This is a genomic window from Leifsonia sp. 10N434 (assembly GCF_056394405.1).
Map to the genome: position 1 here is coordinate 196062 of NZ_JBFTHV010000005.1, position 24294 is coordinate 220355.

Below are 24294 nucleotides of genomic sequence, written 5' to 3' on the forward strand. Positions count from 1 at the left end.
CGGCGCAGCGCGTTCGTCGTTTGCCACTTGATGCGGCGCCACAGCCTGATGCGCCGCATCAACTGGCAAACGATGACCAGCCGGCGCGGACCAGGATGCGCGTGACGAGCTTCGCGGTTTCGGGGACGAGGTCGGCGGCACCGAGCCTGATCACCGTCTCGCCGAGGTCTTGCAGCGCCATCGTGCGAGCGAAGTCCCGGCGCCATTGCGCGCGATCGCTGCGGTGGTGATCCCCTTCGTATTCGATGACGACCCGGAACTCCGGGAATCGCAGATCGGGACGCGCTACGAACGCACCGTTCGCGTCGTAGAGCGGGACATTCACGTCGAGCCTCGGCAGTCCGGCCTGCACGAGCATCACGCGCAACGCGGACTCCTGCGGCGACTCGGATCGCTCGTGCAGGAGTGGGATGGCCGCGGCGCTCGTCACGGCGCCTGGTCGACCGCGCAGCGTCGACGCACGACGGGCGAGATCGGAGATCGACGCACGACGCAACCTCCAGTGGATGATCGCGTCCCCGAGAGCAACCGATTCCGCCACGGACAGCCGCGACGCCAGGTCCCGCCACGTGCGCGTCGCACTCGTCACCCTCCACCCACGGATGGACACCACGTCTCCATCGCAGAACCGCACCTGATGCCCGACCACACCCGAGATCCGCGGGGCCCTGACCGGACGCGGAACCGACACGTGGAGCGGGCCGTCGGCGAGCACGCGCGGAATCGGCAACCCGTGAAGAAGAGCCGCCGTCGCGTGGCTGAACACCCCGCCCTCCGGCATCCGGATCTGGAGCGCCTCGCACCGAGTGAGAATCGTGACCGGCCGATCGGCGGGTTCCCGCACACCGCGAAAAGGGGTGCGGAGGTCGTCCGATCGAAGACGCCAGACGGAGATGGAGCGGTCGACCGCCTGCTCGAACGAGAACGCACGATCGCCGAATCCGCGGGGAAGGGGATCCCGACGACGCATCCATCGACTCTGCCTCGAAACACATTCACATGGTGCGTGTTATCCACAGCCCGTCGTTTGCCAGACGATGCGTTCCAGGACCCTCCTGCGCCGCATCGAGTGGCAAACGACGGCCGGCCGCGGCGGCGGGGGCCGAGGCGGCGGCCGCGGCGGCCGCGGCGGCCGCGGCTAGACGACGTCGGCGAGGGCGACCGGGTCGGCGTATGGCACGGGGCCGCGCAGCGAGCCCGCCCAGGCGCGCGCGAGGGCCGCCACGGCGCGCCCCGTCTCCTCCTCGCTGTACGTGATCGGGATGCGCAGAAAGCGCTCGAAGGCGCCGTCCAGGCCGAAGCGCGGGCCGGCGGCCAGCAGCAGCCCGTGGTTGCGCGCGCCGAGGGCGAGCGCGGAACTGACCGGGGCGCCGATCCCGACCCACGCCGCGAGGCCGCCGTGCAGGTCGGGCACGATCCAGTCGGGGAAGGTCTCGGCGAGCATCCGGCGCACGGTGTCCCTGCCGGAACGCAGCTGGACGCGCCGCTCCTCCATGATCGCGGGGAAGTCCGGCAGCATCCGTGCGACGACGAGCTGCTCGATCATGGGCGTTCCGAGATCGGTCGACGGCTTGGCGGCGATCAGCTTGCGCACCACAGAGCGGTCGGCCCTGATCCAGCCGATCCGGAGGCCGCCCCAGAGGCTCTTGGAGGCGGAGCCGATCAGCAGCAGCGGCGCGTCGCCCGCCCGTCGCGTGCGGAACGACGCGATCGACGGGAACTCGCCCATCCGGTCGATATCGAGGTCGCCGGTCGTCTCGTCACCGACCACGATCGTGCCCTGCGCGGCGGCCGCGGCGACCACCCGCGCGCGTGTCTCCGGCGACATGGATGCGCCGGTCGGGTTGTGGAAGTCGGGGATCAGGTAGGCGAGGGCCGGGTTGGCGCGCTGGATGGTCTGCTCGATCGCCTCGATGTCCCAGCCGTCCGCCTCGCCCGAACCACCCGCGGCGCCCGAAACGGCAACCGGATGCGGCCCCGCCGGCCCCGCCGGCCCCGCCGACCCCGGCGGCGTCACCGTGATCGGCACCAGCCGCGCCCCGGCCAGCCGCAGGGACTCCGTCGCATGCGGGTAGGTCGGCATCTCGATGAGAGCCCGGTCGCCGCGCCCGAGGAAGGTGCGCGCGATCAGCGCGATCGCCTGCTGCGCGCCGACCGTCACGAGGATCTCCTCCGGGTCGGTCGGCAATCCGCGTAACCGGTACCGTTCCGCGATCGCCTCGCGCAGGTGCGGAAGCCCCACGGGGTCGTAGCCCGAGCTCGGCAGGAAGTGCGGCAGCTCCTCCGCGGCGGCGCGGGCGGCGGCGGGCAGCGCGGTCGCCGCGGGGAGCGCCGCCTTGGTGAAGTCGAGCATCCCGTCGCCGCCGATCGGCGCGCCCTGCACGAGCACCGGTCCCGGCAGCCTGGTCACGCTGCCCGAGCCCCGGATGCTGTCGACGAATCCGGCGTCGCGCAGCTCGCGATACGCCGCGGTGACCGTGGTGCGGCTCAGCTCGAGGCGGCCGGCGAGGTCCCGCTCGGCGGGCAGGCGGGTGTCGATCGGCACGCGTCCGTCGAGCACGAGCAACCGAATGCGGTCGGCCAGCGCCTGGTAGTGCGCACCGTTTCCGCGCCATTCGCCGAGCAGGGTCTCCAGGGAGCGGGCGGTGAGCTGGGCATCCGGCATAAGGCCACCTTAAGCTAATTGGCATCTTGATCAAAGGCCAATTCTGAAATTGGATAGGAGAGTGAATCCCGCACTCCTCCTCACCCGCCGCGTCGTGCAGCTCCTGCTCGGACTGTTCCTCTACGGAATCGCGATCGCGATGATGGTGCGCGCCGGCATCGGCGTCTCGCCGTGGGACGTGCTCGCTCAGGGGCTGTCGATCAAGACCGGGTGGGAATTCGGGCTGATCACGAACGTCGTGGGGCTGGTCGTGCTGCTGTTCTGGATCCCGCTGCGCCAGCGCCCCGGACTCGGCACCGTGCTGAACGTGCTGCTCGTCGGCCCGTCCGCGCAGCTGGGGCTGTGGCTCATCCCGCAGCAGAGCGAGCTCTGGGGCGAGGTGCTGCTCTTCACCGGCGGGCTGCTGCTGCTCGCCGTCGCCACCGGGCTCTACATCGGGCCGCGCCTGGGGCCCGGCCCGCGTGACGGGTTGATGACCGGCCTGCACGCCCGAACCGGATGGCCGATCTGGGCCGTCCGCACCGGCATCGAGGTGACCGTGCTGATCGTCGGCTGGTTCCTCGGAGGCAACGTCGGCGTCGGCACGCTCGCCTTCGCACTCCTGGTCGGGCCGCTCTGCAGTCTGACCCTCCCCTTCTTCGCGATCCGGCTCCCGCATGACGCTGCAGCGGATGCGGCGGAGCGCGAACTCGAGGGCACGGCCGAGCAGGCGGCGGCTCTCGACGAGCAGGATGCCGAGCGCTTCGACGTGCGCGACGGCATCCTGCTCGAATCCGACTCCGGGTCCCGGATGCGCGCCGATCGCGCCGCATGGGGCAACGTCATCCGCGAGCACCAGCCCGACCGCGGGCCGGCCGAGCGCCGCGCGCGTTCGGAACGCGACGGCGACACCGTCTCCCCGCGCCGGGCGGCGGCGACTGTGGCCGCCTACTGGCTCGACGACCGCCTCACCCGCCGCGCGAGCCGCGTGCGCCGCGCCGGCGCCTGAGCGCAGCGCCGCGCCGCGCCGCGCCGCGCCGCACGAAGCCTCACGCACAGCGCCAACGCAATCGAGTCCGAAGTTGTTCATACGAATCGCGCGATTTCGACGCAACAACTTCGGACTCGATTGCGGTTGGGGTCGGCGGGCGGGCTCGGCTGAGCGCGCGCAACCCTAGAGGTTGCGGTCCGCGTAGACGCGGAGCGCGTCGCGGACGAACTCCGCACCGGCCTGGCCGCCGTAGTTCGCGCCGAAGCGCGGATCGGCGACGTACATCTCGCCGAGGCCGACGAGGTAGCCCCTGGTCGGGCCGTTCGCGTCGCTTCCCGGGGTGCCCGGAATGGCCGCGAGCCAGTCGAAGTGCCGCTGGGCGAGCGCCTGCGCGGCCTCGCCGTCGGGTGCCGCACCGCTGGTCGCGGCGGCGATCCAGTCGGCCGCGAGTCGCTTCTGCAGCTCCTGCCATTCCTTCTTCTCCGCCGGTGACTTGCTGCGCCACCACGCGTCCGAGCGCGCGTACGCCTCCTTGCCCCAGCGCTCCTCGACCTCATCCTTGTACTGGGTGTGGTCGAAGCCGTCGAGCATGTCTTCTGCCATGATCTCTTCACCTCCCTCCATGGCGTGGATGGTCGATTCGACCGACGCGATCTGCCGCGCCAGCCGCTCCCGCTCGTCACGCAACCACGTGAGGTGGTTACGCAGTGCGGGAGCCGCATCCGTCTGGTTCTCGAGGACCTCGGCGACGGCCGGGAGGCCGAGCCCGAGGTCGCGGAGCAGCAGGATGCGCTGCAACCGCACGAGAGCGCCCCGGTCGTAGTACCGGTAGCCGTTGGCGCCGATGCGACTGGGCGGGAGCAGGCCGATGTCATCGTAGTGACGCAGCGTCCTGCTGGTCGTTCCGGCCAGCCGTGCGATGTCCTGGATGGACCAGTCCATCGTCGCCTCCTCTCTCGTGGTCGTGATTCCCACGGTAGAGGTTGACGCTACGTCAAGGTCAAGCGCGCAGCTCGATGCGCGCGGCGCGAGCCCCGCTCAGCGCGCCGTCCAGCCTCCGTCGATCGCGAGCGTCTGCCCCGTGATCAGCGAAGCCGCCGGCGAGCACAGGAACGCCACCGCACCCGAGACCTCGCGCGGGACGCCGATGCGATGCAGCGCGGCGATCCGCTCGATCGTGTCGGCCTTGAACGCCGGATCGGAGAGCGCCTCGCTGGTGCCGTCCGTCTCGATGAACGTCGGCGCGACCGCGTTGACCCGGATGCCGTACTCGCCCCACTCGACGGCGAGGCAGCGCGTCATGTGCACGAGCGCCGCCTTGCTGATGCAGTACGACGCCTCGTCGGGGAGCGCCACCAGGCCGGCCTGCGACGCAATGTTCACGATGGCGCCGCCGCCGGACTCGCGCATCAGCCGCGCCGCGGCCTGCGAGAGGAAGAACGGCGCCCGGGTGTTCAGGGCCCACACGCGATCGAAGTGCTCCTCGGTGACGTCGATCGCCGGCTCGCTGATGCCGCCGCCCGCATTGTTCACGAGGATGTCGAGCCGCCCGAACGCCGCGGCGGCCTCCCGGATGGCGTGGATGCTGCCGTCGAGGTCGAGCACGTCCATCCGGAGTGCCAGCACGCGCACCCCGAACGCCTCGAGCTCGGCGACCAGGCCGCCGTCGTTGCCGGGGTCGCGCATCCCGAGAGCGACATCGGCGCCCGCGCGGGCGAGCTCGACGGCGATCGCACGCCCCAGCCCGCGGGTTGCACCCGTTACCAGGGAGGTCGATCCGGCGAGGCTGAACGGCGACTCCGCCCGTGCCTCGCGTTCGTGGACGGTATCGGTCGTCATTTGCTGCTCCCTCGCGATGTCCGGATGGCGTGCACTCAGCGCTTGGCGCGCGCCGGAACCTTCTTCGTCTCCGTCGGCGGCTTCTCACCGGGCATCGGCGAGCCGCCGGTGCCCGACGGCGACGCCGGGGTCTGGCCTGCGTTCACCGGCGTTCCGGTGACCACCGGGATGACCGCGGGACCGGTGGCGGAGCCGGCACCACGTGCACCGTGACCGTGCGTGTGACCCGTCGTCTTCGACGCCGGCTCGAGCGGTCGGCGCGCGACCGGCCGCACCGGCTCGCCGCGGCGGTCCTGACCAGGCAGTGGGCGGGAACGCCGGCCGTAGATGAGCGACGACGAGTCGAGCAGCCAGGGCACGAGCGCGACGGTCACACCGTGGCACAGCATCAGCTGCTGACGGATGCGGTGGGCGCGGTGGTTGTGCAGCAGCGACTCCCACCAGTGGCCGACGATGTACTGCGGCAGGTACACCGTGACGACCTCAGAGCCGTGCTCCTCGCGGCGGTGCTTCAGGTACTTGATCAGCGGGATGCCGAAGTCGCGGTACGGCGACTCGATGATCGTCAGCGGCACATGGATGTTCTGCTCGATCCACTGCTTCTGCAAGTGCTCCGTCGACTCGTCGTCGATGGACACGTGCACGGCCTCGATGGAGTCGTGCCTGGCCGCGATCGCATAGTCGAGCGCCTTCAGCGCCGGCTTCTGCATCTTGCCGACGAGCACGATGGCGTGGTCGCCGCGGCTGCCGAAGGTGGTGACCGGGTCGACCTCGATCTCCTTCTCCACGTCGCGGTAGTAGCGGTTCACGCCGAGCATGAGCAGCCACAGGATCGGCATGAAGATGAAGACCAGGTAGGCGCCATGGGTGAACTTGGTGATCGTCACGACGATCAGTACGACCGCGGTGAGGAACGCGCCGAAGGCGTTGATGCAGAGGCTGCGCACGATGCTCGAGCGCTCGCCCGACGGCACATTTCCGGATCGCAGCAGGCTGATCCAGTGCTTGACCATGCCGGACTGGCCCAGCGTGAACGACACGAACACGCCGATGATGTAGAGCTGGATGAGCTGGGTCAGGTTCGCGCGGTACACGAGCAGCAGCACGGTGGCGGCGAGCGCCAGCACGATCATCCCGTTCGAGTAGACGAGGCGGTCGCCGCGCGTGTTCAGGGACTTGGGCGCGTACGAGTCGCGTGCCAGCACGGAGCCGAGCAGCGGGAATCCGTTGAAGGCCGTGTTGGCCGCGAGGAGCAGCACGACGGCGGTCGCCGCCTGCACCACGAAGAACAGGATCGAGTTGTTGCCGAAGGTCGCGGCGGCGATCTGCGCGATGAGGCTGCGCTGCGGCGACGTGGCGCACTCGGCCCAGCCCTGCAGGTCGCACGGGTTCTCGGCGTAGTGCACGCCGCTGATGAGGGCGACCGCTGTGAGGCCGGCGAACAGCACGATCGCGATGCCGCCCATCAGGCCCAGTGTCTTGCGCGCGTTCTTGACCTTGGGTGTGCGGAATGCCGGCACGCCGTTGGCGACCGCTTCGACACCGGTCAGCGCACTACAGCCGCTCGAGAAGGCACGCAGCAGCAACAGGATCATCGCCGCCTGCCCGAGGTTCGCCGCGTTCACGCTGTACTGCGCCGACTCGGCGACCGGCGCGTCCCCGAACGCGGTGCGGATCAGCGCGGTGACGATCATCAGGAAGATCGAACCGATGAAGAGATAGGTCGGGATGGCGAACGCCTTGCTCGACTCGCGCACGCCGCGCAGATTGACCGCGGCGATCACGATGACGAAGAGCACGGCGAGCTCGACGCGCCAGTCGCCGAGGAAGGGGAGCGCGGAGATGATGTTGTCGACACCGGACGCGACCGACACGGCCACGGTCAGCACGTAATCGACCAGCAGAGCGGACGCGACGACGAGGCCGGCCTTCTCGCCGAGGTTCTTGTGGGCGACCTCGTAGTCGCCACCGCCGGAGGGGTACGCCTTCACCAGCTGCCGGTAAGAGAGGACCACCGTCACCAGCAGTACGACGACCGCCGCGGCCACCCAGGGCGCGAAGGTCAGGAACGCGAGCCCGCCGAGCAGCAGGATCATCAGCAGTTCCTGCGGCGCGTACGCCACAGACGAAAGTGCGTCGCTGGCGAAAATGGGTAGGGCGAGGTGCTTCGGGAGTAGCTGTCCTTCGAGTTTTTCACTCGGAAGCGGGTCGCCGATCAACCACCGCTTCGGGGATCTCCCCTCATTTGTCACGAGGGTCGAGACTACTCGCTGCCAATCCACTGTCAAGTCGGCGCGTCGCCCGCCCCGAACGTTGCAGCTCTGTAATAGATAGGAGCCGATGTCGCGCGCCGCGTCCTGGCGCGGTGCACAGCGCAAGCGCGCCCGACCCTGAGAGTCGGACGCGCTTTTGCCGTATGTTGCTGAGACCCCGTTCTGGGGGCGCTTTTCGGTGCCTCACCAGCGTTTCAGTGATCGTTCAGCGGTTGTTCAGCGCCTCCAGGATGCTCGTGCGCACTCGGGCCAGTTCGAACTTGAGCTGCGGCACCACGTCGGCGGGCAGCGACCCCCTGGCAGCCTGCGACCGGATGTCGGTGCGGAGCTGCTGGCGGAAGTCGTTGAGCACCGCCTCGGCCTCGCGCATCGACGCCGTCGCCGCCTGGCGAGTGTCGCGGAACTCCTGCCGGAACTCCTGGTGGGCGTCGCCGCTGACACCGCCGCCGCGCCGCGCCTCGCGTGCGGCCGACGCCAGGTCGGCCTTCAGGCTGCGCATGGCCTCGTTCACGCCGGCCCGCACCTCGTCGGCCAGACGGCGCACCGAGTCGGTGACCTCGTCTTCGATGGCGTCGAGTTCGTGTTCACGATCCGCGAGCTCGGCGCGGCCGGCTTCGGTGATGGCGTAAACGGTCTTGCGCCCCTCCGTCGCCTTCGTGACGAGGCCCTCCTCCTCGAGCTTGGCCAGCCTCGGATAGATGGTGCCGGCGCTCGGACTGTAGGTTCCGCCGAAGCGGTCGCTCAGCGCCTGGATCAGCTCGTACCCGTGCTTCGGCGACTCGGCGAGCAGGCTCAGCAGGTAGAGACGGAGGCTGCCGTGGGCGAAGACCGGGGTCATGCCGACGCTCCCTGGCCGTCGTCGTTCTGCGCTCCCGCGCCCTGGGCAGCGGAGGCGGCCGCGCTGCTGCGCAGCACGGAGACGCCGCCGGAGACGGAGTTGACGTTCACGTCGGCCCACGATCCATCGAGGGAGCCGGCCGTGCCGGTGTAGGTGCGGCCGGGCATCCAGTTGATGAAGACGTTGTCGAGCTGGATCTTGCCGGAGACGGTGTTCACGTGGAAGCGGGCGCCGACGGCGTCGGGCATCCGGATGGTCACGTCGCCCGAGACGGTGTTCGTCGAGATGGAGTCGGGCGTTCCGCTGATGTCGACCAGCACGTCCGCCGACACCCCGTCGACGCTGAACCGAGGGATGTCACCGGTGGCGATGACGTCGCCGGAGACCGTGTGGGCCGAGATCCGGCCGGTGTGGTTGCGCACCGAGAGCTCACCGCTGACGCTGTTGAGCTCGAGGTCGCCGGTGAGTCCATCGACCACGAGGTCGCCCGAGACCGTGCTCAGCTTGGCGTTGGTACGAAGGCCGGAGACGAGGGCGTCCGCGGAGACGATGCCGAACTTGAGGGCGACGTCGCGCGGCACGAGCACGCTGACATCGGCCTTGGCGTTGCTGCGCATCGACTTGAAGACCTCGATGAAGTTGTCCCAGCGGAGCTGCGGGTGGTCGATCTCGAGTCGATCGCCTTCGACGGTGATCTTGAGGTCACGCCCTGAGACCGAGTGGACTTCGATGCGCGCGCCGGGCTCGTCATGCCCGATGATGTCGATCTGACCGCCGATGAATCCGACCTTGAGCTGGCGTACCAGCTCGACGTCGATGATCTTGCTGTCGCCCGGCTCGATCAGCCATTTGTCCTGTGCCATTGGTGTGCTCCTGGTTGCCTGTTGCGGTGCCGCGCTGGGCGACCCTCGATGATTCGATTTCGGGATTCGCGATATATCGCGTTGTTGACAAGATCAAGATATATCGCGTATGCCGGGCATGCAACCCCCACACGCCCATCCCGCCCCTTTTTCAGGGTCGCCTCAGGGTTCCCCCCGACCGCCGGCCCCCTCGGCCCGTCGGTCGCTTCCGTTGAGGGGTGGCGAATGCGTCTAAACACGCCGGAGGAGCCCCGATTTGCCACCCCTCAACGAAATGAGGATGCGCGGCGGTCGGCGAAACGGGATGCGCGGCGCGACGCTAGTGGAACTAGCGGCGGCCGCGGGGGCGCTGCAGCCAGGGCTGCAGCATCCGGGTGACGAAGGGGAGCAGCAGGTAGGTCATCGTCGGCGTCAGGCACAGCGTGGTGATCAGCACCGTCGCCAGCGGCCAGAGCTGGTGCCAGCCCGGGACCAGGTACACCGTGAGGTAGGTGAACGCCAGCGACAGCGGGAAGAAGCCGAGCCAGATCGTGACGGCCTGCTTCCAGCGGGGCGGCGGAGCAGCCACGCCCGGCTGGGGAGCGTCGAACCATCCCTCGATGCCCGTGCGGCGTTCGACGCGGGCGACCTCGACGAGTTCGCGGCCGTCGTAGAGCCAGCCGGCGCGATCCTCGGAGGCCTCCCAGGCCTCGAGCGTTGCGGCATCGGCGAAGCGGTAGAGCATGTGCCACTCGTCGGAGTCGTGGCGGGCCCGCACCCAGCCGGAGCCGAGGAAGCCGTCGTAGCTGTTGGCGAGGTTGACGCCCGCCTGAACCCAGTGCGTGACTTCGGGCAGGCGCGACTCATCGACGCGACGGGTGATGGATACGGTGACGGGGAGGCGGTGCGCTCGTGGCGCGTCCTCGAGAGTCTCTTGTGGAGGCATGCATCAATTGTCGCCGATCGGGATTACCGGCAGATTTCGCGGGGCGGGCGACCGTCAGCGGGCCGCCGCGATCACCGACGGACCTTCGCGCACGACCAGCCGCGGCGCAACCAGACGGTGGCGGGGATCGGTCACCTCGGTGCCCGGCCTCACGCGGCCGCCATGCGCGCCCGTGAGCAGCTCGAGCACACCGGCCGCCACCTCGTCGAGCGGCTGCTCGACGCTCGAGAATCCGATGGACGCCGCAACTGGTGTGTTGTCGTAGCCGACGACCGGGATGCGCCCTCCCGCGGCCATCAGCGCACCGAGCGCCAGCGAGTCGCTCACGCACACCACGGCGTCGACCGTGCCGGCGGCCTTCTCGAGGCGGCGCATCGCGTCCGCTCCGTCGTTCACGCCGTCTTCGGCCGCCACCTCGAGGGTGCGCAGCTCCGCGTCGCCGAGACCGCTGCCCTCCCGCATGGCTTCGAGCCAGCCGCGGCGGCGGTCATCACCCGTGCCCGACCCGGTCGGCCAGCCGATGAAGCCGACCCGTCGTGCGCCGGTCGTCAGCAGATGCGTCGTCGCCTCCCGCAGGCCGTGGCATCCGTCGACGTCGACCCAGAGGTGCTCCGGGTCGGCCATGTCGTCGATCCCCCATGGACGTCCGAACGTGACGAACGACTGCCCGTGCTCGATCAGCCACTCCGTACGCGGGTCGCCGTGGAACGTGGACGTCAGCACGAAGGCGTCCACGTCGGCGCCCTCGCTGAGGCGCTGGAACTGCGCGATCTCGTCTTCGGGTCCTGTGGCCGTGAAGAGGAGCATCCGGAGGTTCTTGCGGTCGGCCTGCTCGGTGAGCGCGTGCAGGAACCGGTCGAGGATGCTGCCCGAGATGCCGTCGGTGGTGATCGGATCGAGCCGGATGCCGATGGTCGAGCTCTTCTGCGTGCGCAGCCGGCGGGCCGAGGCGTGCGGGCGGTAGCCGAGGTGCGTGATGGCGTGCTGCACGCGCTCACGGGTCTCCGGCCGCACCACATCGGGCGCGTTGAGTACGTTGGAGACGGTCTGCCGTGAGACGCCGGCGGCGTCGGCGACATCGCTGATCGTCGGCTGGGCTCCCATGCGCCTCCCTCCGCGGTTTCCGCCCATCGTCCGGGCCATCCTGCACCGCTCGCGCTCCGGCGGGCGGCTTTGATCGTTCAAAGCTGAGTAGAACGATACATCCGGCACCGCTTGACACCTTCCGAAAAGCGTGACTATGGTGGCAGCGCCCCAATTTGATCGTTCAAAAGCACCGTAGCACTGGCTGATTTGATCGATCAAACCCCGTACCGCGACCAGAGGAGGTCTGATGCACGCCACGCGCGCAGCGTCCCTCCCCGCCCGGTCCTCCGCCCCCGAGAGCAGCCCGTCCCCCCGGCTCCTCGGCGGCACCGGCACCCCCCGCGGCAGCGGCACGCCCACCGGCACCGGCACGCCCTCCGGCAGCGGCACCCCCACCGGCAGCGGCACGCCCACCGGCAACGGCAGCGCCCTCCCGACCTCGTCGACCCACCCCCTCGTGCGCCCGCTCACCCGGCGCACTCACACCAAGGAGAGAACAACAATGCAACGAAGCACCCATCGCTGGTTCGCGGGAGGCGCCGTCGCCGTCGCCGCTGCGCTCGCCCTCACCGCCTGCGGCTCCGGATTCAGCGGAAGCAGCAGCGACTCCACCGGCAAGCTCACCTCGTCGAGCAAGGCCCTCACGGTCATGATCGGCTCCAGCGGCGATGCCGAGACCGCGGCGGTCAAGTCGGCCGTCTCCGACTGGGCGTCGAGCTCGGGCACCAAGGCGTCCGTCGTCGCCGCCAGCGACCTCAACCAGCAGCTCTCCCAGGGGTTCGCAGCGAAGAAGCCCGCCGACGTCTTCTACCTGTCGACGGATGCGCTGGCCGGCTACGCGTCCAACGGCTCGCTGCTCGCGTACGGTGACCAGCTCACCAACAAAGACGACTTCTACCCCAGCCTCGTGAAGTCCTTCACCTACGACGGCAAGTTCTACTGCGCGCCCAAGGACTTCTCGACGCTGCAGCTCGTCGTGAACACCGACCTGTGGAAGGCCGCCGGACTCACCGACGCCGACTACCCCAAGACCTGGGCCGACCTCGAGTCCGTCTCGAAGAAGCTCACCACCGCCAAGACGGTCGGTCTCGGCATCTCGGGTGAGTACGCCCGCATCGGCTCGTTCATGACCCAGGCCGGCGGCAACCTGATGAACGACGACAGCACCAAGGCCACGGCGAACAGCGACGCCAACGTGCAGGCGCTCACCGAGGTCAAGAAGATGCTCAACGACGGCGACCTCAAGTACGCCAAGGACCTCGGCGCCGGATGGGGCGGCGAGGCGTTCGGCAAGGGTCTGGCCGCGATGACCATCGAAGGCAACTGGATCACCGGTGCCATGCAGGCGGACTACCCCAACATCAAGTACAAGGTCGTCGAGCTCCCCAAGGGCCCGGCCGGCAACGGCACGCTGCAGTTCACCAACTGCTGGGGTATCGCAGCAGACAGCCCCAACCAGGCCGCCGCGCTCAAGCTGGTCGAGAAGCTGACCAGCAAAGACGACCAGCTCGCCTTCTCGAAGGCGTTCGGCCCGATGCCGTCGATCAAGTCGGCTGCTGACGACTGGAAGTCGGCCAACCCGGCGCTCGTCCCGTTCCTGACCGCCGCCGACTACGCCAAGGGCGTGCCGACCGCGAAGGGCTCGGCCGACGTCGTGACCGACCTCAACAGCAAGCTCGAGACGTTGAAGACGGGTGACCCGAAGGCGATCCTGGACACGACGCAGAAGAACCTCGAAGCGCTCCTCAAGTAAGGAACGGTCACCGCAACCATGTCGAAAACCACGAGTCGGTCTCGTCGCTCCGGAATCCGGCGCGGCGAGGCCGCCTCGGGGTGGTTGTTCACCGCCCCGGTCATCATCCTGCTCGGCGTCTTCCTCCTCATCCCCGTGCTCATGGCGCTCTGGGTGAGCTTCTCCGACTGGGGCGGCCGGGGCAGCCCCTTCTCCTCCGACGTCGACTTCGTCGGGCTGAAGAACTACCAGACCCTCCTCGCCGGCGGCGGGCTCGCCGAGCAGGACTTCGGCTTGTCGCTGAAGAACAACGCCTGGTACGTCGTGCTGGTCGTCCCGATCCAGACCGCGGTGGCCCTCGGCCTCGCCGTCATGGTGAACCGCGCGATCCTCCGCGGGCGCGGCTTCTTCCGCACCGCCTTCTACTTCCCGTCGGTCACAAGCTCGGTCGCCATCACGGTGCTCTGGCTGTTCCTGTTCGGCGCGACCGGCGCCGTCAACGAGGTGCTCTCCTGGTTGGGCATCAACGGACCCAACTGGTTCAACGACCCCGACGGCATCTTCCACAACTTCCTCGAGATCTTCGGGGTCACCTCCGGGCCGGCTGCACTGACGCAGAACACCTTCCTCGGGGTCTCGTGGTGGGACTGGCTGGGCGGCCCGTCCGTCGCGATGAGCGCCTTCGTGCTGCTGGCCGTCTTCACCACCGGCGGAACCTTCATGCTGCTCTTCATCGCCGCCCTGCAGAACCTCGGCGGCGACATCACCGAGGCAGCGATGATGGACGGCGCCAACGGCTGGCAGCGCTTCTGGCGCATCACGCTTCCGCAGCTGCGCCCGACCCTCTTCACGGTGCTGACACTCGGTCTCATCGGCTGCTGGCAGGTGTTCGACCAGATCTACACGGGCACCAAGGGCGCACCGAGTAAAACGACCCTCACGCCGGCCTACCTGTCGTACACGACGGCCTTCACCAACCAGGAGTGGGGCCAGGGCGCCGCGATCGCGTTCATCCTGTTCGTGATCATCGTGGTCTTCACACTGTTCCAGCGCTGGGCGCTGCGTGAGCGCCCGGTCTCCAAGCGCCGGATGCGCCGCTACGGCATCCCGACCGACGGCGGCTCCCGTGGCGGCCGCGGCGGCGACGGTCCGGGAATGAAGGTCGCTGCAGGCGTCGCCACCGAACAGGCACTCAACGGACGAGGGACGATCGGATGACCATCGCAGCCAAGCCGGCGGATGCCCGCGCCACGAGCGACCCGGCCCTGACCTACCGCGGCGGCCCGCAGAAGCGCCAGCGCTCCACCGGCACGGTCGTGGCGACGTCGATCACCTACGCGATCCTCATCGTCATCGCGATCGTCTACATCATGCCGTTCCTGATCCAGATCGCGACCTCCTTCAAGACCGACGCGGATGCGACGGCGAACCCGGTCTCGCTCATCCCGCAGACCTGGACCACCGCCGCGTACACCAAGCTGTTCCTCAACTCGGACTTCCCGACCTGGTTCAAGAACTCCGTCATCGTGACCATCGTCGTCACGCTCGGCCGCGTGTTCTTCAACTCCCTCGCCGGTTACGCCCTCGCGCGCCTCCACTTCCGCGGGCGCGGCGTCATCTTCGCCGCCCTGGTCGCCGTGATGTCGGTGCCGATGGTGACCCTGCTCATCCCGAAGTTCCTGGTGATCAACCAGCTCGGCATCTACGACTCCTACGCCGGCATGATCATCCCGTTGCTCACGGATGCGGCGGGGGTCTTCATCATGAAGAACTTCTTCGAGTCGATCCCGCCGAGTGTCGAGGAGCAGGCGCGCATCGACGGCGCCGGCACCTTCCGCGTGTTCTGGTCGATCGTGCTGCCGATGGCGCGCCCGGCCCTCATCACCATCGTGATCCTGTCGTTCCAGGGCTCGTGGAACGAGCTGGCGCACTTCATCATCTCGACGCAGGACCCGGCCCTCACCACCCTGACCAAGGGTGTCGCCGGTCTCGCGAGCGGACAGCTCAGCCAGGGGAACCAGTACCCAATCAAGCTGGCCGCGGCCGCGATCATGACGATCCCGGTGGCCGTGCTCTTCTTCATCTTCCAGCGCCGCATCATGAACTCGAGCGAGGGGGCGGTGAAGGAGTGACCGCCGCACGACCGACCATCGTGGCCACCTGCGGCGGCCTGAATCCGGGCTCCTGGACCGACGCCGTCTACGGTCCGCTCCTGCTGCACGCGATCGAGCTGGCGCACGTCGAAGGGCGTGCTCCCCGTGTGGCGCACCTCAACACCGCCGGCGGCGACCAGCGCTCGATCGAAGGCACGGAACTCGAAGCCGCGCGTGCGGCCGGCGTGGACGCGTCGCACATCCGGTTCTTCCCGCACCCGAACATCGAGCACCTGCGCGAGCACGTGCTGCGTCAGGACGTGATCTGGGTGAGCGGCGGCAGCCTGGTGAACCTCCTCGCCGTCTGGCGGGCGCACGGTCTCGACGCGATCCTCGCGGAGGCGTGGCGCGCCGGCGTCGTGCTGGCCGGAGGCTCCGCCGGCGCGCTCTGCTGGCACAGCGGCGGCACGACCGCATCGTTCGGCCCGCAGATCAGCGCCGTCGCAGACGGACTGCGACTGCTGCCCGGCTCGCTGGGCGTGCACTACGACTCCGACCCGAACCGCCGCATCGCACATCAGGCCGCCATCGCCGCGGGCACGATCCCCTCGGGCTATGCCCTCGACGAAGGGGTCGGGCTCGTCTTCGAAGACGCGAGCCTCGTCGATGTCGTGGCCGAGCGCGCCGGACAGTACGCCTGGCGCGTCGACGCGGCCGACGGCGTCGTCGACGAGACGCGGGTCACGCCCCGCCTCCTGGCCGACGCAGCCCCTTCCCCATCCCCCACCGACCAGCCCAGCTACCAGGAGGCGTGAACGCCACGATGACCACCCCGCTCCAACCCCTGCTCCACGACAGCGTGGTGGTGCTCACCGCTCCCAGCCAGGCCTGGTCGACGGCTGACGGAACCGTCGACGGACACGGCATCCACGGGTTCTACCACTCGGACGTGCGCGTGCTCGACGGCATCGAGCTGACCGTCGGCGGCCGCCGCACCGAGCACATCGCCACCGCGACGCCGGATGCCGCCACCGCGGTCTTCACGTCGCTCGCGCGGGCGATCGACGACGCCTCCGCCGACCCGCGCGTGCGCATCGACCGCCGCCGCGAGGTGCGCGCCGGCCGGATCACCGAGACCATCGTGCTGCGCAACGCGCTGGGCACCGCCATCCGCACCCAGGTCGGGATCGCGCTCCGCGCCGACTTCACGCCGATGCAATCCGTCAAGGCGGGACTCACCGGCAGCGAGCATCCGGTGCGCGCCGTCGCCGGGCCGGATGGCGTCACCTTCACGTCGGGCGCGGTGACCGCCACGCTCACGGCCTCCGACGCCGGGGTGACCGTCGGCGACGCGGATGCGACGCTGAGCTGGTCCGTCGAGGTGGCAGCGCATTCGTCTGCGACCCTCGTCTGGCAGCTCGAGGTCGACGACCCGTCGGCGGTCGTCGCCGGCGCCGCGCCATCGCCGGCCTGGAAAGCGGTCAGCGCCTCCACGGGCGACTCCCGCCTCGCGGCCTGGCTGCAGCAGGCGCTCGGCGACCTGCAGGGTCTCCGGATGTCGACCACCCAGCGGCCCGACGACGTCTTCCTCGCCGCCGGAGCTCCCTGGTTCTTCACCCTCTTCGGCCGCGACTCCATCTGGGCGGCCCGGATGCTGCTGCCGCTCGGCACCGACATCGCTGCGTCGACTCTGCGCATCCTGGCCGCGCTGCAGGGCACGAAGGTCGTGAACGAGACGGCCGAGCAGCCCGGCAAGATCATGCACGAGCTGCGCCCCGCCGCCCTCACGATCCCTGGCGAGGGCGTGGTGCTGCCTCCGCTCTATTACGGCACAGTCGACGCGACCGCGCTCTGGGTCGTGCTGCTGCACGACGCTTGGAAGTGGGGCATGCCCGCGTCCGAGGTCGAGGCCATGCTGCCGAATCTCGAAGCAGCCCTCGCCTGGATGCGCGACTATGGGGACAGCGACGGCGACGGCTTCCTCGAATACGTCGACACGACGGGGCACGGCCTGGCGAACCAGGGCTGGAAGGACTCGGGCGACTCGATCCAGTGGCGCGACGGCACGCTCGCGGACGGCCCGATCGCGCTCTGCGAGGTGCAGGCGTACGCCTACGAGGCCGCTGTCGGCGGCGCGGCGCTGCTCGAGGCGTTCGGTCGCCCGGGAGCCGACGAGTGGCGCGCATGGGCCGCCGGCATGAAGGAGCGGTTCGCGGCGTCGTTCTGGATCGCCGACCCGGCCGGCCCGTATCCGGCGATCGCCCTCGACGCCTCGAAGCGCAAGGTCGACACGGTCACCAGCAACCTCGGGCACCTGCTCGGAACGGGCATCCTGGACGATGAGCACGCGGCGCTGGTCGCGCAGCGCCTGGTCTCGCCGCAGCTCGACTCCGGCTACGGTCTGCGCACGATGTCCAGCGACTCCGCCGGATTCTGGCCGCTCAGCTACCACGGCGGCTCGGTCTGGGCGCACGACACGGCGATCGCGATCACCGGGCTGGCGCGGGACGGGTTCGGCGCGGAGGCCGAGCAACTGGCCGACGGGCTGCTGCGCGCGGCCGAGGGCTTCCACTACCGGATGCCGGAGCTGCACTCGGGTGATTCGACGTCGGACACGGCGTCGCCCATCCCGTACCCTGCCGCGTGCCGCCCGCAGGCCTGGTCGGCCGCGGCAGCGGTCGCGGTGCTCACGGCGCGCCTCGGTCTCGTCGGCGATGCGCAAGCAGGCACACTGACGGTCGACCCCATCCCCGGCGTCGGCACGATCGAGGTCGAGGGGCTGCGGTTCGGCGGCGAGGTCGTGAACCTCGCTGTCGACGAGGACGGCGTGGTCACGCGCAGCTGAACCGGGTTCGTCGTATGTGGCGGCTCCGGGATTCCGGGTTGGCGGAGCGCGACGGACAGGCGGATGCTGGGGCGATGTTCGAGGGATTCGAGGTCGCCGACATCGGCGTGGGGGACGCGGTCATCCACGTGCGGCACGGGGGCGATGGCCCGCCCGTGCTGCTGCTGCACGGGCATCCGCGTACGGGTTCGACGTGGCACCGCGTCGCTCCCGCCCTCGTCGAGCAGGGTTACTCCGTCGTCGTCCCCGACCTCCGCGGTTACGGCGCCTCCCTCGGGCCCGAGCCGACGCCCGGCCACACGGCCCACTCCAAGCGCGCGATGGCCGGCGACCTGCGCACCCTGATGCACCGGCTCGGCCACGAGCGGTTCGCCGTCGTCGGGCACGACCGCGGCAGCTACGTGGCCCTGCGGCTCGCGCTCGACCATCGGGAGTCGCTGGAGCGGGTCGCGCTGCTCGACTGCTTGCCGATCGTCGAGCACCTCGAGCGCATCACGCCGGAGTTCGCGACCGCCTGGTGGCACTGGTTCTTCTTCGCCCAGCCCGCGACGCCGGAGCGCGTCATCCTGGCGGATCCCGACAGCTGGTACCACGGTGATCCCGACCGGATGGGGCAGGAGAACTACGACGAGTGGCGGGCGGCCGTCAACAGACCCCAGGTCGTGCGCGCCATGCTCGAGGACTATCGCGCGGGACTCACGGTCGATCGCGCCGCCGAGGAGGCCGACCGTGCCGCGGGCAGGAAGGTCGGGACACCGCTGCTGGTGCTGTGGTCGCTCGACGACGACCTGGAGGACCTGTTCGGCGACCCGCTCCCGATCTGGCGCGACTGGGCGACGGATGTGCGGGGACGCGGCATCCGGTCGGGTCACCACATGGCAGAGGATGCTCCGGTCGAGCTCACCGATGCGCTGGTGGCGTTCCTGCGCGAGTGATCAAGCGACGACGAACGGCGCCGGACGGCGCTAGAGCTGCGCCATGATCTGGCGGGCGATCACGCGGCCCGCGCGATTCGCGCCGATCGTGCTGGCCTGCGGGCCATACCCGGCCAGGAATATCCGCGGGTCCTGCCACGAGGCGCCGGAGGCGACCGTCAGCCCTCCGGACTTCTCGCGCAGCCTGAGCGGTGCGAGGTGGCGCAGCTCGGGGCGGAAGCCCGTCGCCCAGATGATCGCGTCGGCCTCGGTGAACGAGCCGTCGGGCCAGCGCACGCCGTCCTCCTCGATCGCCGTGAACATCGGCCGTTCCACCAGCACCCCGCGCTCGATGCCGGCCGCGATGCGCCGGGTCTTCGGCACGCCGGTGCCGCTGACGATCGACGGGAGCGCCGCTCCGGCGCGAGCCGCCGCATCCTGCGCCGCCACCGCGGCGACACCGCCCTCGATCGTGAGCTCCGACTCGTCTTTGAACTCCACCGGACGTCGCGCGGCCCAGGTGACGCGTGCGGCGACGTTCTCGAGTTCGAGGAGGAAGCCGATCGCAGAGGTGCCGCCGCCGACCACGACGACCGACTGCCCGGCGAACTCCTCGGCGGAGAGATAGGAGGAGGTGTGCACATGCCTGCCCCTGAATGTGTTCATCCCCGGGTAGTACGGCACGAACGGGGCGCCCCAGGTGCCGGTCGCGTTGACGACCATCCGGGCCCCCGTCTCGCCGCGGGTGTGCTCCACGATCAGGTCGGCCCCGCGGTCGAAGATGCTCGTGACGGTGGCGGGGCGCTGCACGTCGAGGCCGAAGTGCTCTTCATACCGCCGGTAGTATCCGGCCACGATGTCGCGCGCGGGCAGCGAGCGATCGGCCGTCTCGAAGCTCAAGCCGAGCTCGGACATTCCCGGAAGATCATTCACGTGGTGGGCGCTGCCGAGCTTGAGGGCGTCCCAGCGATGCTGCCAGGCGCCACCCGTCGACGGACCCCTGTCGTAGATGATGAAATCGGCGCCGGGAGTGAGTTCGAACCGCCGCAGGTAGTACGCGACAGCGAGGCCCGCCTGGCCTGCTCCGACGATCACCACCTGGGTGTCGGTCCTCGTCGTGGTCACGCGCTCATCCCATCACTTCTCGCTGTGCGTGAACCCGGGGTTCCCCAGGCACCACATGCTAAACTAGCCCCTAGTTTTCATTGTTCCTGTTCGGATTCCCGGGTGGCTCATTGCCCACCCGGCCTGGCACCGTAAGGGGGTCACGCATGGGGCGCGGCCGTCAAAAGGCAAAGCACACCAAAATCGCGCGCGAGCTGAAGTCGTTCAGCCCTGATGTGAACTACGACGCGCTCGAACGGGAGCTCACCGGACATTCTCATCACGACGACCAGTACGCTGCGTGGGCCGACTACGAGCCCGAGGGCTATAAAGGCGACACGTACGAAGACGAAGACCAGCCGAAGCGCGCGTAGCGCTCGCTGATCACAGCCAGCCTTTCTCTGCGGCGACCCCCGCCGCCTCCGAGCGATTGCGCGCGCCCGTCTTGCCGATCGCGCTCGAGAGGTGGTTGCGCACCGTCCCCTCGCTGAGGTGCAGCGAGTGCGCGATATCGGTGATCGTCCCTCCGCGCCCGGCGACCACGAGGACCTCCGTCTCGCGCGGCGTGAGCGGGGAGCTGCCCGAGGCGAGCGACTCCGCGGCGAGCGTCGGATCCACGACGCGCAGCCCCGCGGCGACCCTCCGCACGGCGTCGGCGAGCCGGTCCGACGGCGTGTCCTTGACCACGAATCCGGATGCTCCCGCCTCCATCGCCCGTCGCAGGTAGCCCGGCCGGCCGAACGTCGTGACGATGAGCGATCGGCACGACGGCACCGCCGCGCGCAGAGCGGCCGCCGCCTGGATGCCGTCGAGTCCCGGCATCTCCACGTCGAGCAGCGCGACGTCCGCGGCCGAGGCGCGGGCGGCATCCACCACGTCGTCGCCCCGGCCGACCTGCGCGACCACCTCGAGGTCCGGCTCCAGGTCGAGCAGCGCAGCGAGCGCGCCGCGCACCAGCGCCTGATCGTCGGCCAGCAGCAGCCGGATGGTCTCCGTCACGCCTTTCCCTTCCGTACGGTCAGCCGAACGCCCCCGCGATCGCTCGGCCCCACCAGCACGCGCGCGCCCACCTCGCGGGCACGCGCCGTCAGTCCGTCGAGCCCGCTGCCGGAGACGGCGGCCACGAGCGGCGCCCGCTCTGCTCCGACGGCGCCGACCGCGGCCATCCCGTGCCCGTCGTCGTCGATCTCGAGGCTGTCGGCGGTCACCGTGACCCAGCAGTTGCGGGCCCCCGAATGCCGGATGACGTTGGTCACCCCTTCGCGGAGCACCCAGCCGAACAGCTCGCGCAGCCCCTGGTCGACGGAGTCGCCGTTGCGGGGCAGGTGGGCGGCGATGTCGGCGGCGGCGAGCCCGGCCTGCGCCGCCGCGAGCTCGGTCGAGAGGCTCATCTCGCGGTAGCCGGCCACCGCGCCGCGCAGATCGGCGAGCGCCGCACGGGAGAGACGCTCGATGTCCGCGAGCTCCGCCTCCGCGCGCGCCGGGTCGATGGGCACCAGCCGCCGGGCGAGCTCCGACTTGACCGTCACCACCGTCAGCGAGTGCCCCAGCACGTCATGCATGTCGCGGGAGAACCGGGCGCGCTCCTCGACGACCGCCAGCCTGGCCACTTCGACCTGCGCGGCGCGCAGCTCCCGCACGGTCGACAACTGCCGGTTGAGGCCGAACATCATCGAGGCGACCGAGAAGGTCACGATCGCCGAGAAGGCGGCGGAATCGCTGAATCCGGTGACGATCCCATAGGCGATCGGGGGCAGCACCAGCACCAGCGTCGCCACGGCCATCAGGGCGAACTCGTCGAAGACGGCGCCCGCGGCAACGGCCACCAGTGCCGAGAGCCAGAACGCGGTGCTCCCCATCAGGAAGAAGAACACCAGCGATCCGGCCCAGAGCAGCACGACGGCCAGGATGCGCGTGCGCCGGGGTGCGCCCCAGCACAGCGGCGCCATCACGATGAACGCCGCGTAGAACACGAGCAGCAGCACACTGGTGACGATCTTCATGGCCGGCGAGACCGCCGAGCTCCACACCGCGATGAACGTCAGCACCTGGTACAGCAGGCCGAACGACGCTCCGATGTACCATCCTCTGGCCTGCGGGTTGAGAATCCTCGCGCGGGCGGTCTCCCAGCGGCTCTCCAGAACCGAGGGCCGCCGAGGCTGCTCGGTGGCGACCACATCCATGGCTTCAACTGTAGACCGCCGGGCGGAGGCGGACGGGGCGCGCATCGGTGGCGATCCGGTCAGCTGCGGGCCGCATCCCGGCGGTAGCGCCACACGATGAACAGCCCGAGCACGAGCGTCCAGCCGAGCAGCACCACGGCCGGGGTGAGGATGTCGCCGCTCACGTGGGCGCCCATCTGCCCGATGCGATTCAGCCAGTACGACGGCACCACCTGCGCCACGTCCGCCACCCAGGCCGGGAAGATTTGCAGCGGGATCCAGAGTCCGCCGAGCACCGCCATCCCCATGAACACCGCCATGAAGAGCGGCTGGGCGTACTCCGGCTTGGCGAACTGACCGATCAGGATGCCGATCAACGCGAACGGGATGACACCGCACCACAGCCCGAGGCCGGCCATCAGCCAGTTCATGAACGGCAGGTCCGAGTGGTACAGGATGCCCGAGACGCTGAAGATCACCAGGATCGACACCAGGCCCATCAGCATGGCGGTGATGAGCTTCGACAGCAGGTAGCCGGTCCCGCTCAGCGGGGTGATGCGCAGCTGACGGTTCCAGCCGATCGACCGTTCGGTGACGATGTTGAAGGCCTGCGAGAGCGCCGCCATCATCCCGCCGTAGCCGGCCACCTGGATGGTCGTGACGACGATCCACGGCAGCTTGGTCACGCTGTCGAACTGCCCGTTGCCACCGAAGGTGCCGCCGAACGCGAACAGCATCACGAGGGGGACGGCGAGCGTGAAGATCATCGCTCTGGCGTTCTTGATCTGGCGCAGGGACTCGAGTCCGAGGTAGGCGATGCTCATCGCGTGGCTCCGTTCGCAAGGGTGGTCTCCGGGGCCGCGGTGGTCGCGGGGGCCAGGGTGTCGTCGGGGGCAGCGGCGAGTGCCGCCGTCTGGTCGTCCGAGGTTGCCAGAGCGGCGGATCCCTCGGTGAGCGCGAGAAACGCGTCGTCCATGGTGTGGGCGGTCACCTCGATGTCGTGGATGTCGTCGTGCGTCGCGAGCAGTGACCGGAGGGTGGCATCCGAATCGTCGCTGACGATCGTGAACTGGTCGCCGCGGTGATCGAGCGAACGCACCCCCTGCAGGCGAAGCAGGGACTCCTCGACGGCAGCCGACCAGGCGAACTCGGCGCTCGCCCGGATACGGCGCCCCGAGACGACGGCCTTGACCTCGTTCGGGGTGCCGTCGGCGACGATCCGCCCCTTGCTGAGCATCACGATCCGGTCGGCGTAGGCGTCGGCCTCGTCGAGGTAGTGCGTGGCGAACACCACGGTGCGCCCCTCGTCGGTGAACTCCCGCATCGACTGCCAGAACGTGCGGCGGGCCTCCACGTCCATCGCGGCGGTCGGCTCGTCGAGGAACAGCAGGTCGGGGTTGGAGACCACGGCGACCGCGAAGCGGGCCCGCTGCATCTGGCCGCCCGAGAGCTTGCTCACCTTCTGGCGCGCGATCTCGGTGCAGCGCGCGCGCTCGAGCGCCTCGGCGACGCTCAGCGGATGCCGGTGTGCCGAGGCGACGAGCGCGACGGACTGCGCGACGGTCAGAGTGGGCAACAGGGCGCCGCCCTGGAGCATCGCCCCCACCCGTCCGGCCTCGATGGCGGAACGCGGCTGCTCCCCGAAGAGCGCGGCGGTGCCGGCCGTCGGATGCGCGAGCCCGAGCGCAAGGTCGATGGTCGTGGACTTGCCGGCGCCGTTGGGGCCGAGCAGGGCGACGACCTCGCCGGGCTGGATGGTGAGGCTCACCCCGTTGACGGCCTGCAGCGAGCCGAAGGACTTCCGCAGGTCGGTGAGCTGGATGGCAGGTGTCTGATTCACCTTCTCAGCGTGCCCGGATGCGCCGCCCGGCACTCAGAGCGTCCGTCAGGTTTCCGGGGTGACATTTGTCATGGCCGGGCCGCCTGGGAGGATCGTGCCTTTTCGCACGACGCGCCCGGTGGGTCGTGCGAATGCGCACGGTTCG

22 protein-coding genes are annotated in these 24294 nt (G+C 69.6%); 8 read left to right on the top strand and 14 right to left on the bottom strand.

What is annotated here, in order from left to right; all coding sequences use genetic code 11:
• Window positions 1-58: 58 nt before the first annotated feature.
• Together AC1DB1_RS14555 and yczR are read right to left on the bottom strand one after the other, a co-directional pair.
• Window positions 59-970, bottom strand: coding sequence for a hypothetical protein (locus tag AC1DB1_RS14555; RefSeq protein WP_477201308.1), 912 nt, complete (start codon window positions 968-970; stop codon window positions 59-61).
• 168 nt (window positions 971-1138) lie between these two features.
• A complete protein-coding gene (gene yczR, locus AC1DB1_RS14560) occupies window positions 1139-2665 on the bottom strand; it encodes a MocR-like transcription factor YczR (RefSeq protein WP_477201309.1) in 1527 nt (508 codons plus the stop codon).
• Window positions 2666-2726: 61 nt separating this feature from the next.
• Here yczR and yczE point away from each other — a divergent pair, with 61 nt between their 5' ends.
• On the top strand, window positions 2727-3653 hold the full coding sequence (yczE, locus tag AC1DB1_RS14565; protein ID WP_477201310.1) for a membrane protein YczE: 927 nt from the start codon (window positions 2727-2729) through the stop codon (window positions 3651-3653).
• Window positions 3654-3818: 165 nt separating this feature from the next.
• Here yczE and AC1DB1_RS14570 read toward each other — a convergent pair whose 3' ends face one another.
• The 7 genes from AC1DB1_RS14570 to AC1DB1_RS14600 form a co-directional block, all read right to left on the bottom strand.
• Window positions 3819-4577 (bottom strand): MerR family transcriptional regulator, encoded by a 759-nt coding sequence (locus tag AC1DB1_RS14570; protein WP_477201311.1) that lies wholly within the window; start codon window positions 4575-4577, stop codon window positions 3819-3821.
• A 96-nt stretch (window positions 4578-4673) separates the two neighbouring features.
• The gene (locus AC1DB1_RS14575) at window positions 4674-5474 is read right to left on the bottom strand and encodes an SDR family NAD(P)-dependent oxidoreductase (RefSeq protein ID WP_477201312.1); all 801 of its coding nucleotides are present in this window, start codon (window positions 5472-5474) and stop codon (window positions 4674-4676) included.
• Between the two features lie 35 nt (window positions 5475-5509).
• Window positions 5510-7693, bottom strand: coding sequence for an APC family permease (locus AC1DB1_RS14580; protein ID WP_271175861.1), 2184 nt, complete (start codon window positions 7691-7693; stop codon window positions 5510-5512).
• Window positions 7694-7952: 259 nt separating this feature from the next.
• On the bottom strand, window positions 7953-8585 hold the full coding sequence (locus AC1DB1_RS14585) for a PadR family transcriptional regulator (protein WP_477201313.1): 633 nt from the start codon (window positions 8583-8585) through the stop codon (window positions 7953-7955).
• Window positions 8582-9448: a DUF4097 family beta strand repeat-containing protein gene (locus AC1DB1_RS14590; protein WP_477201314.1), complete on the bottom strand. Its 867-nt coding sequence runs from the start codon at window positions 9446-9448 to the stop codon at window positions 8582-8584. Before AC1DB1_RS14590 ends, AC1DB1_RS14585 begins: the two co-directional genes overlap by 4 nt.
• A 328-nt stretch (window positions 9449-9776) precedes the next feature.
• Complete coding sequence (locus tag AC1DB1_RS14595; RefSeq protein WP_271175776.1) at window positions 9777-10373, bottom strand: antibiotic biosynthesis monooxygenase; 597 nt, start codon at window positions 10371-10373, stop codon at window positions 9777-9779.
• Between the two features lie 54 nt (window positions 10374-10427).
• Window positions 10428-11477, bottom strand: a complete 1050-nt coding sequence (locus AC1DB1_RS14600) for a LacI family DNA-binding transcriptional regulator (RefSeq protein WP_477201315.1) — start codon at window positions 11475-11477, stop codon at window positions 10428-10430.
• 484 nt (window positions 11478-11961) lie between these two features.
• On the opposite strand from AC1DB1_RS14600, the gene AC1DB1_RS14605 reads away from it, so the two are divergent.
• From AC1DB1_RS14605 to AC1DB1_RS14630, 6 genes are all read left to right on the top strand, one after another.
• On the top strand, window positions 11962-13212 hold the full coding sequence (locus AC1DB1_RS14605) for a sugar ABC transporter substrate-binding protein (protein ID WP_271175862.1): 1251 nt from the start codon (window positions 11962-11964) through the stop codon (window positions 13210-13212).
• 18 nt (window positions 13213-13230) lie between these two features.
• Complete coding sequence (locus AC1DB1_RS14610) at window positions 13231-14409, top strand: carbohydrate ABC transporter permease (RefSeq protein WP_271175778.1); 1179 nt, start codon at window positions 13231-13233, stop codon at window positions 14407-14409.
• Window positions 14406-15323 carry a carbohydrate ABC transporter permease gene (locus AC1DB1_RS14615; protein WP_477201316.1) on the top strand — a complete coding sequence of 306 codons (918 nt, stop codon included), beginning with the start codon at window positions 14406-14408 and terminating at the stop codon, window positions 15321-15323. Before AC1DB1_RS14610 ends, AC1DB1_RS14615 begins: the two co-directional genes overlap by 4 nt.
• On the top strand, window positions 15320-16099 hold the full coding sequence (locus AC1DB1_RS14620; RefSeq protein WP_477201317.1) for a Type 1 glutamine amidotransferase-like domain-containing protein: 780 nt from the start codon (window positions 15320-15322) through the stop codon (window positions 16097-16099). The genes AC1DB1_RS14615 and AC1DB1_RS14620 overlap by 4 nt, the downstream gene beginning before the upstream one ends.
• A gap of 8 nt (window positions 16100-16107) precedes the next feature.
• Window positions 16108-18129, top strand: a complete 2022-nt coding sequence (locus AC1DB1_RS14625; RefSeq protein ID WP_477201318.1) for a glycogen debranching N-terminal domain-containing protein — start codon at window positions 16108-16110, stop codon at window positions 18127-18129.
• A gap of 74 nt (window positions 18130-18203) precedes the next feature.
• The gene (locus AC1DB1_RS14630; protein ID WP_477201319.1) at window positions 18204-19064 is read left to right on the top strand and encodes an alpha/beta fold hydrolase; all 861 of its coding nucleotides are present in this window, start codon (window positions 18204-18206) and stop codon (window positions 19062-19064) included.
• Window positions 19065-19094: 30 nt separating this feature from the next.
• Here the strand turns inward: AC1DB1_RS14630 and AC1DB1_RS14635 are convergent, their stop codons facing one another.
• A complete protein-coding gene (locus tag AC1DB1_RS14635) occupies window positions 19095-20168 on the bottom strand; it encodes an NAD(P)-binding domain-containing protein (protein WP_477201320.1) in 1074 nt (357 codons plus the stop codon).
• Window positions 20169-20314: 146 nt separating this feature from the next.
• Here AC1DB1_RS14635 and AC1DB1_RS14640 point away from each other — a divergent pair, with 146 nt between their 5' ends.
• On the top strand, window positions 20315-20521 hold the full coding sequence (locus tag AC1DB1_RS14640; RefSeq protein ID WP_271175784.1) for a DUF3073 domain-containing protein: 207 nt from the start codon (window positions 20315-20317) through the stop codon (window positions 20519-20521).
• A gap of 10 nt (window positions 20522-20531) precedes the next feature.
• Here the strand turns inward: AC1DB1_RS14640 and AC1DB1_RS14645 are convergent, their stop codons facing one another.
• The 4 genes from AC1DB1_RS14645 to AC1DB1_RS14660 are packed head-to-tail and all read right to left on the bottom strand — an operon-like array spanning window position 20532 to window position 24149.
• A complete protein-coding gene (locus tag AC1DB1_RS14645) occupies window positions 20532-21146 on the bottom strand; it encodes a response regulator transcription factor (RefSeq protein ID WP_271175785.1) in 615 nt (204 codons plus the stop codon).
• Complete coding sequence (locus AC1DB1_RS14650) at window positions 21143-22330, bottom strand: sensor histidine kinase (protein WP_477201321.1); 1188 nt, start codon at window positions 22328-22330, stop codon at window positions 21143-21145. Before AC1DB1_RS14650 ends, AC1DB1_RS14645 begins: the two co-directional genes overlap by 4 nt.
• Window positions 22331-22389: 59 nt before the next feature.
• Window positions 22390-23133, bottom strand: coding sequence for an ABC transporter permease (locus tag AC1DB1_RS14655; protein WP_271175787.1), 744 nt, complete (start codon window positions 23131-23133; stop codon window positions 22390-22392).
• Window positions 23130-24149: an ABC transporter ATP-binding protein gene (locus AC1DB1_RS14660; protein ID WP_477201322.1), complete on the bottom strand. Its 1020-nt coding sequence runs from the start codon at window positions 24147-24149 to the stop codon at window positions 23130-23132. The genes AC1DB1_RS14655 and AC1DB1_RS14660 overlap by 4 nt, the downstream gene beginning before the upstream one ends.
• Window positions 24150-24294 lie beyond the last annotated feature (145 nt).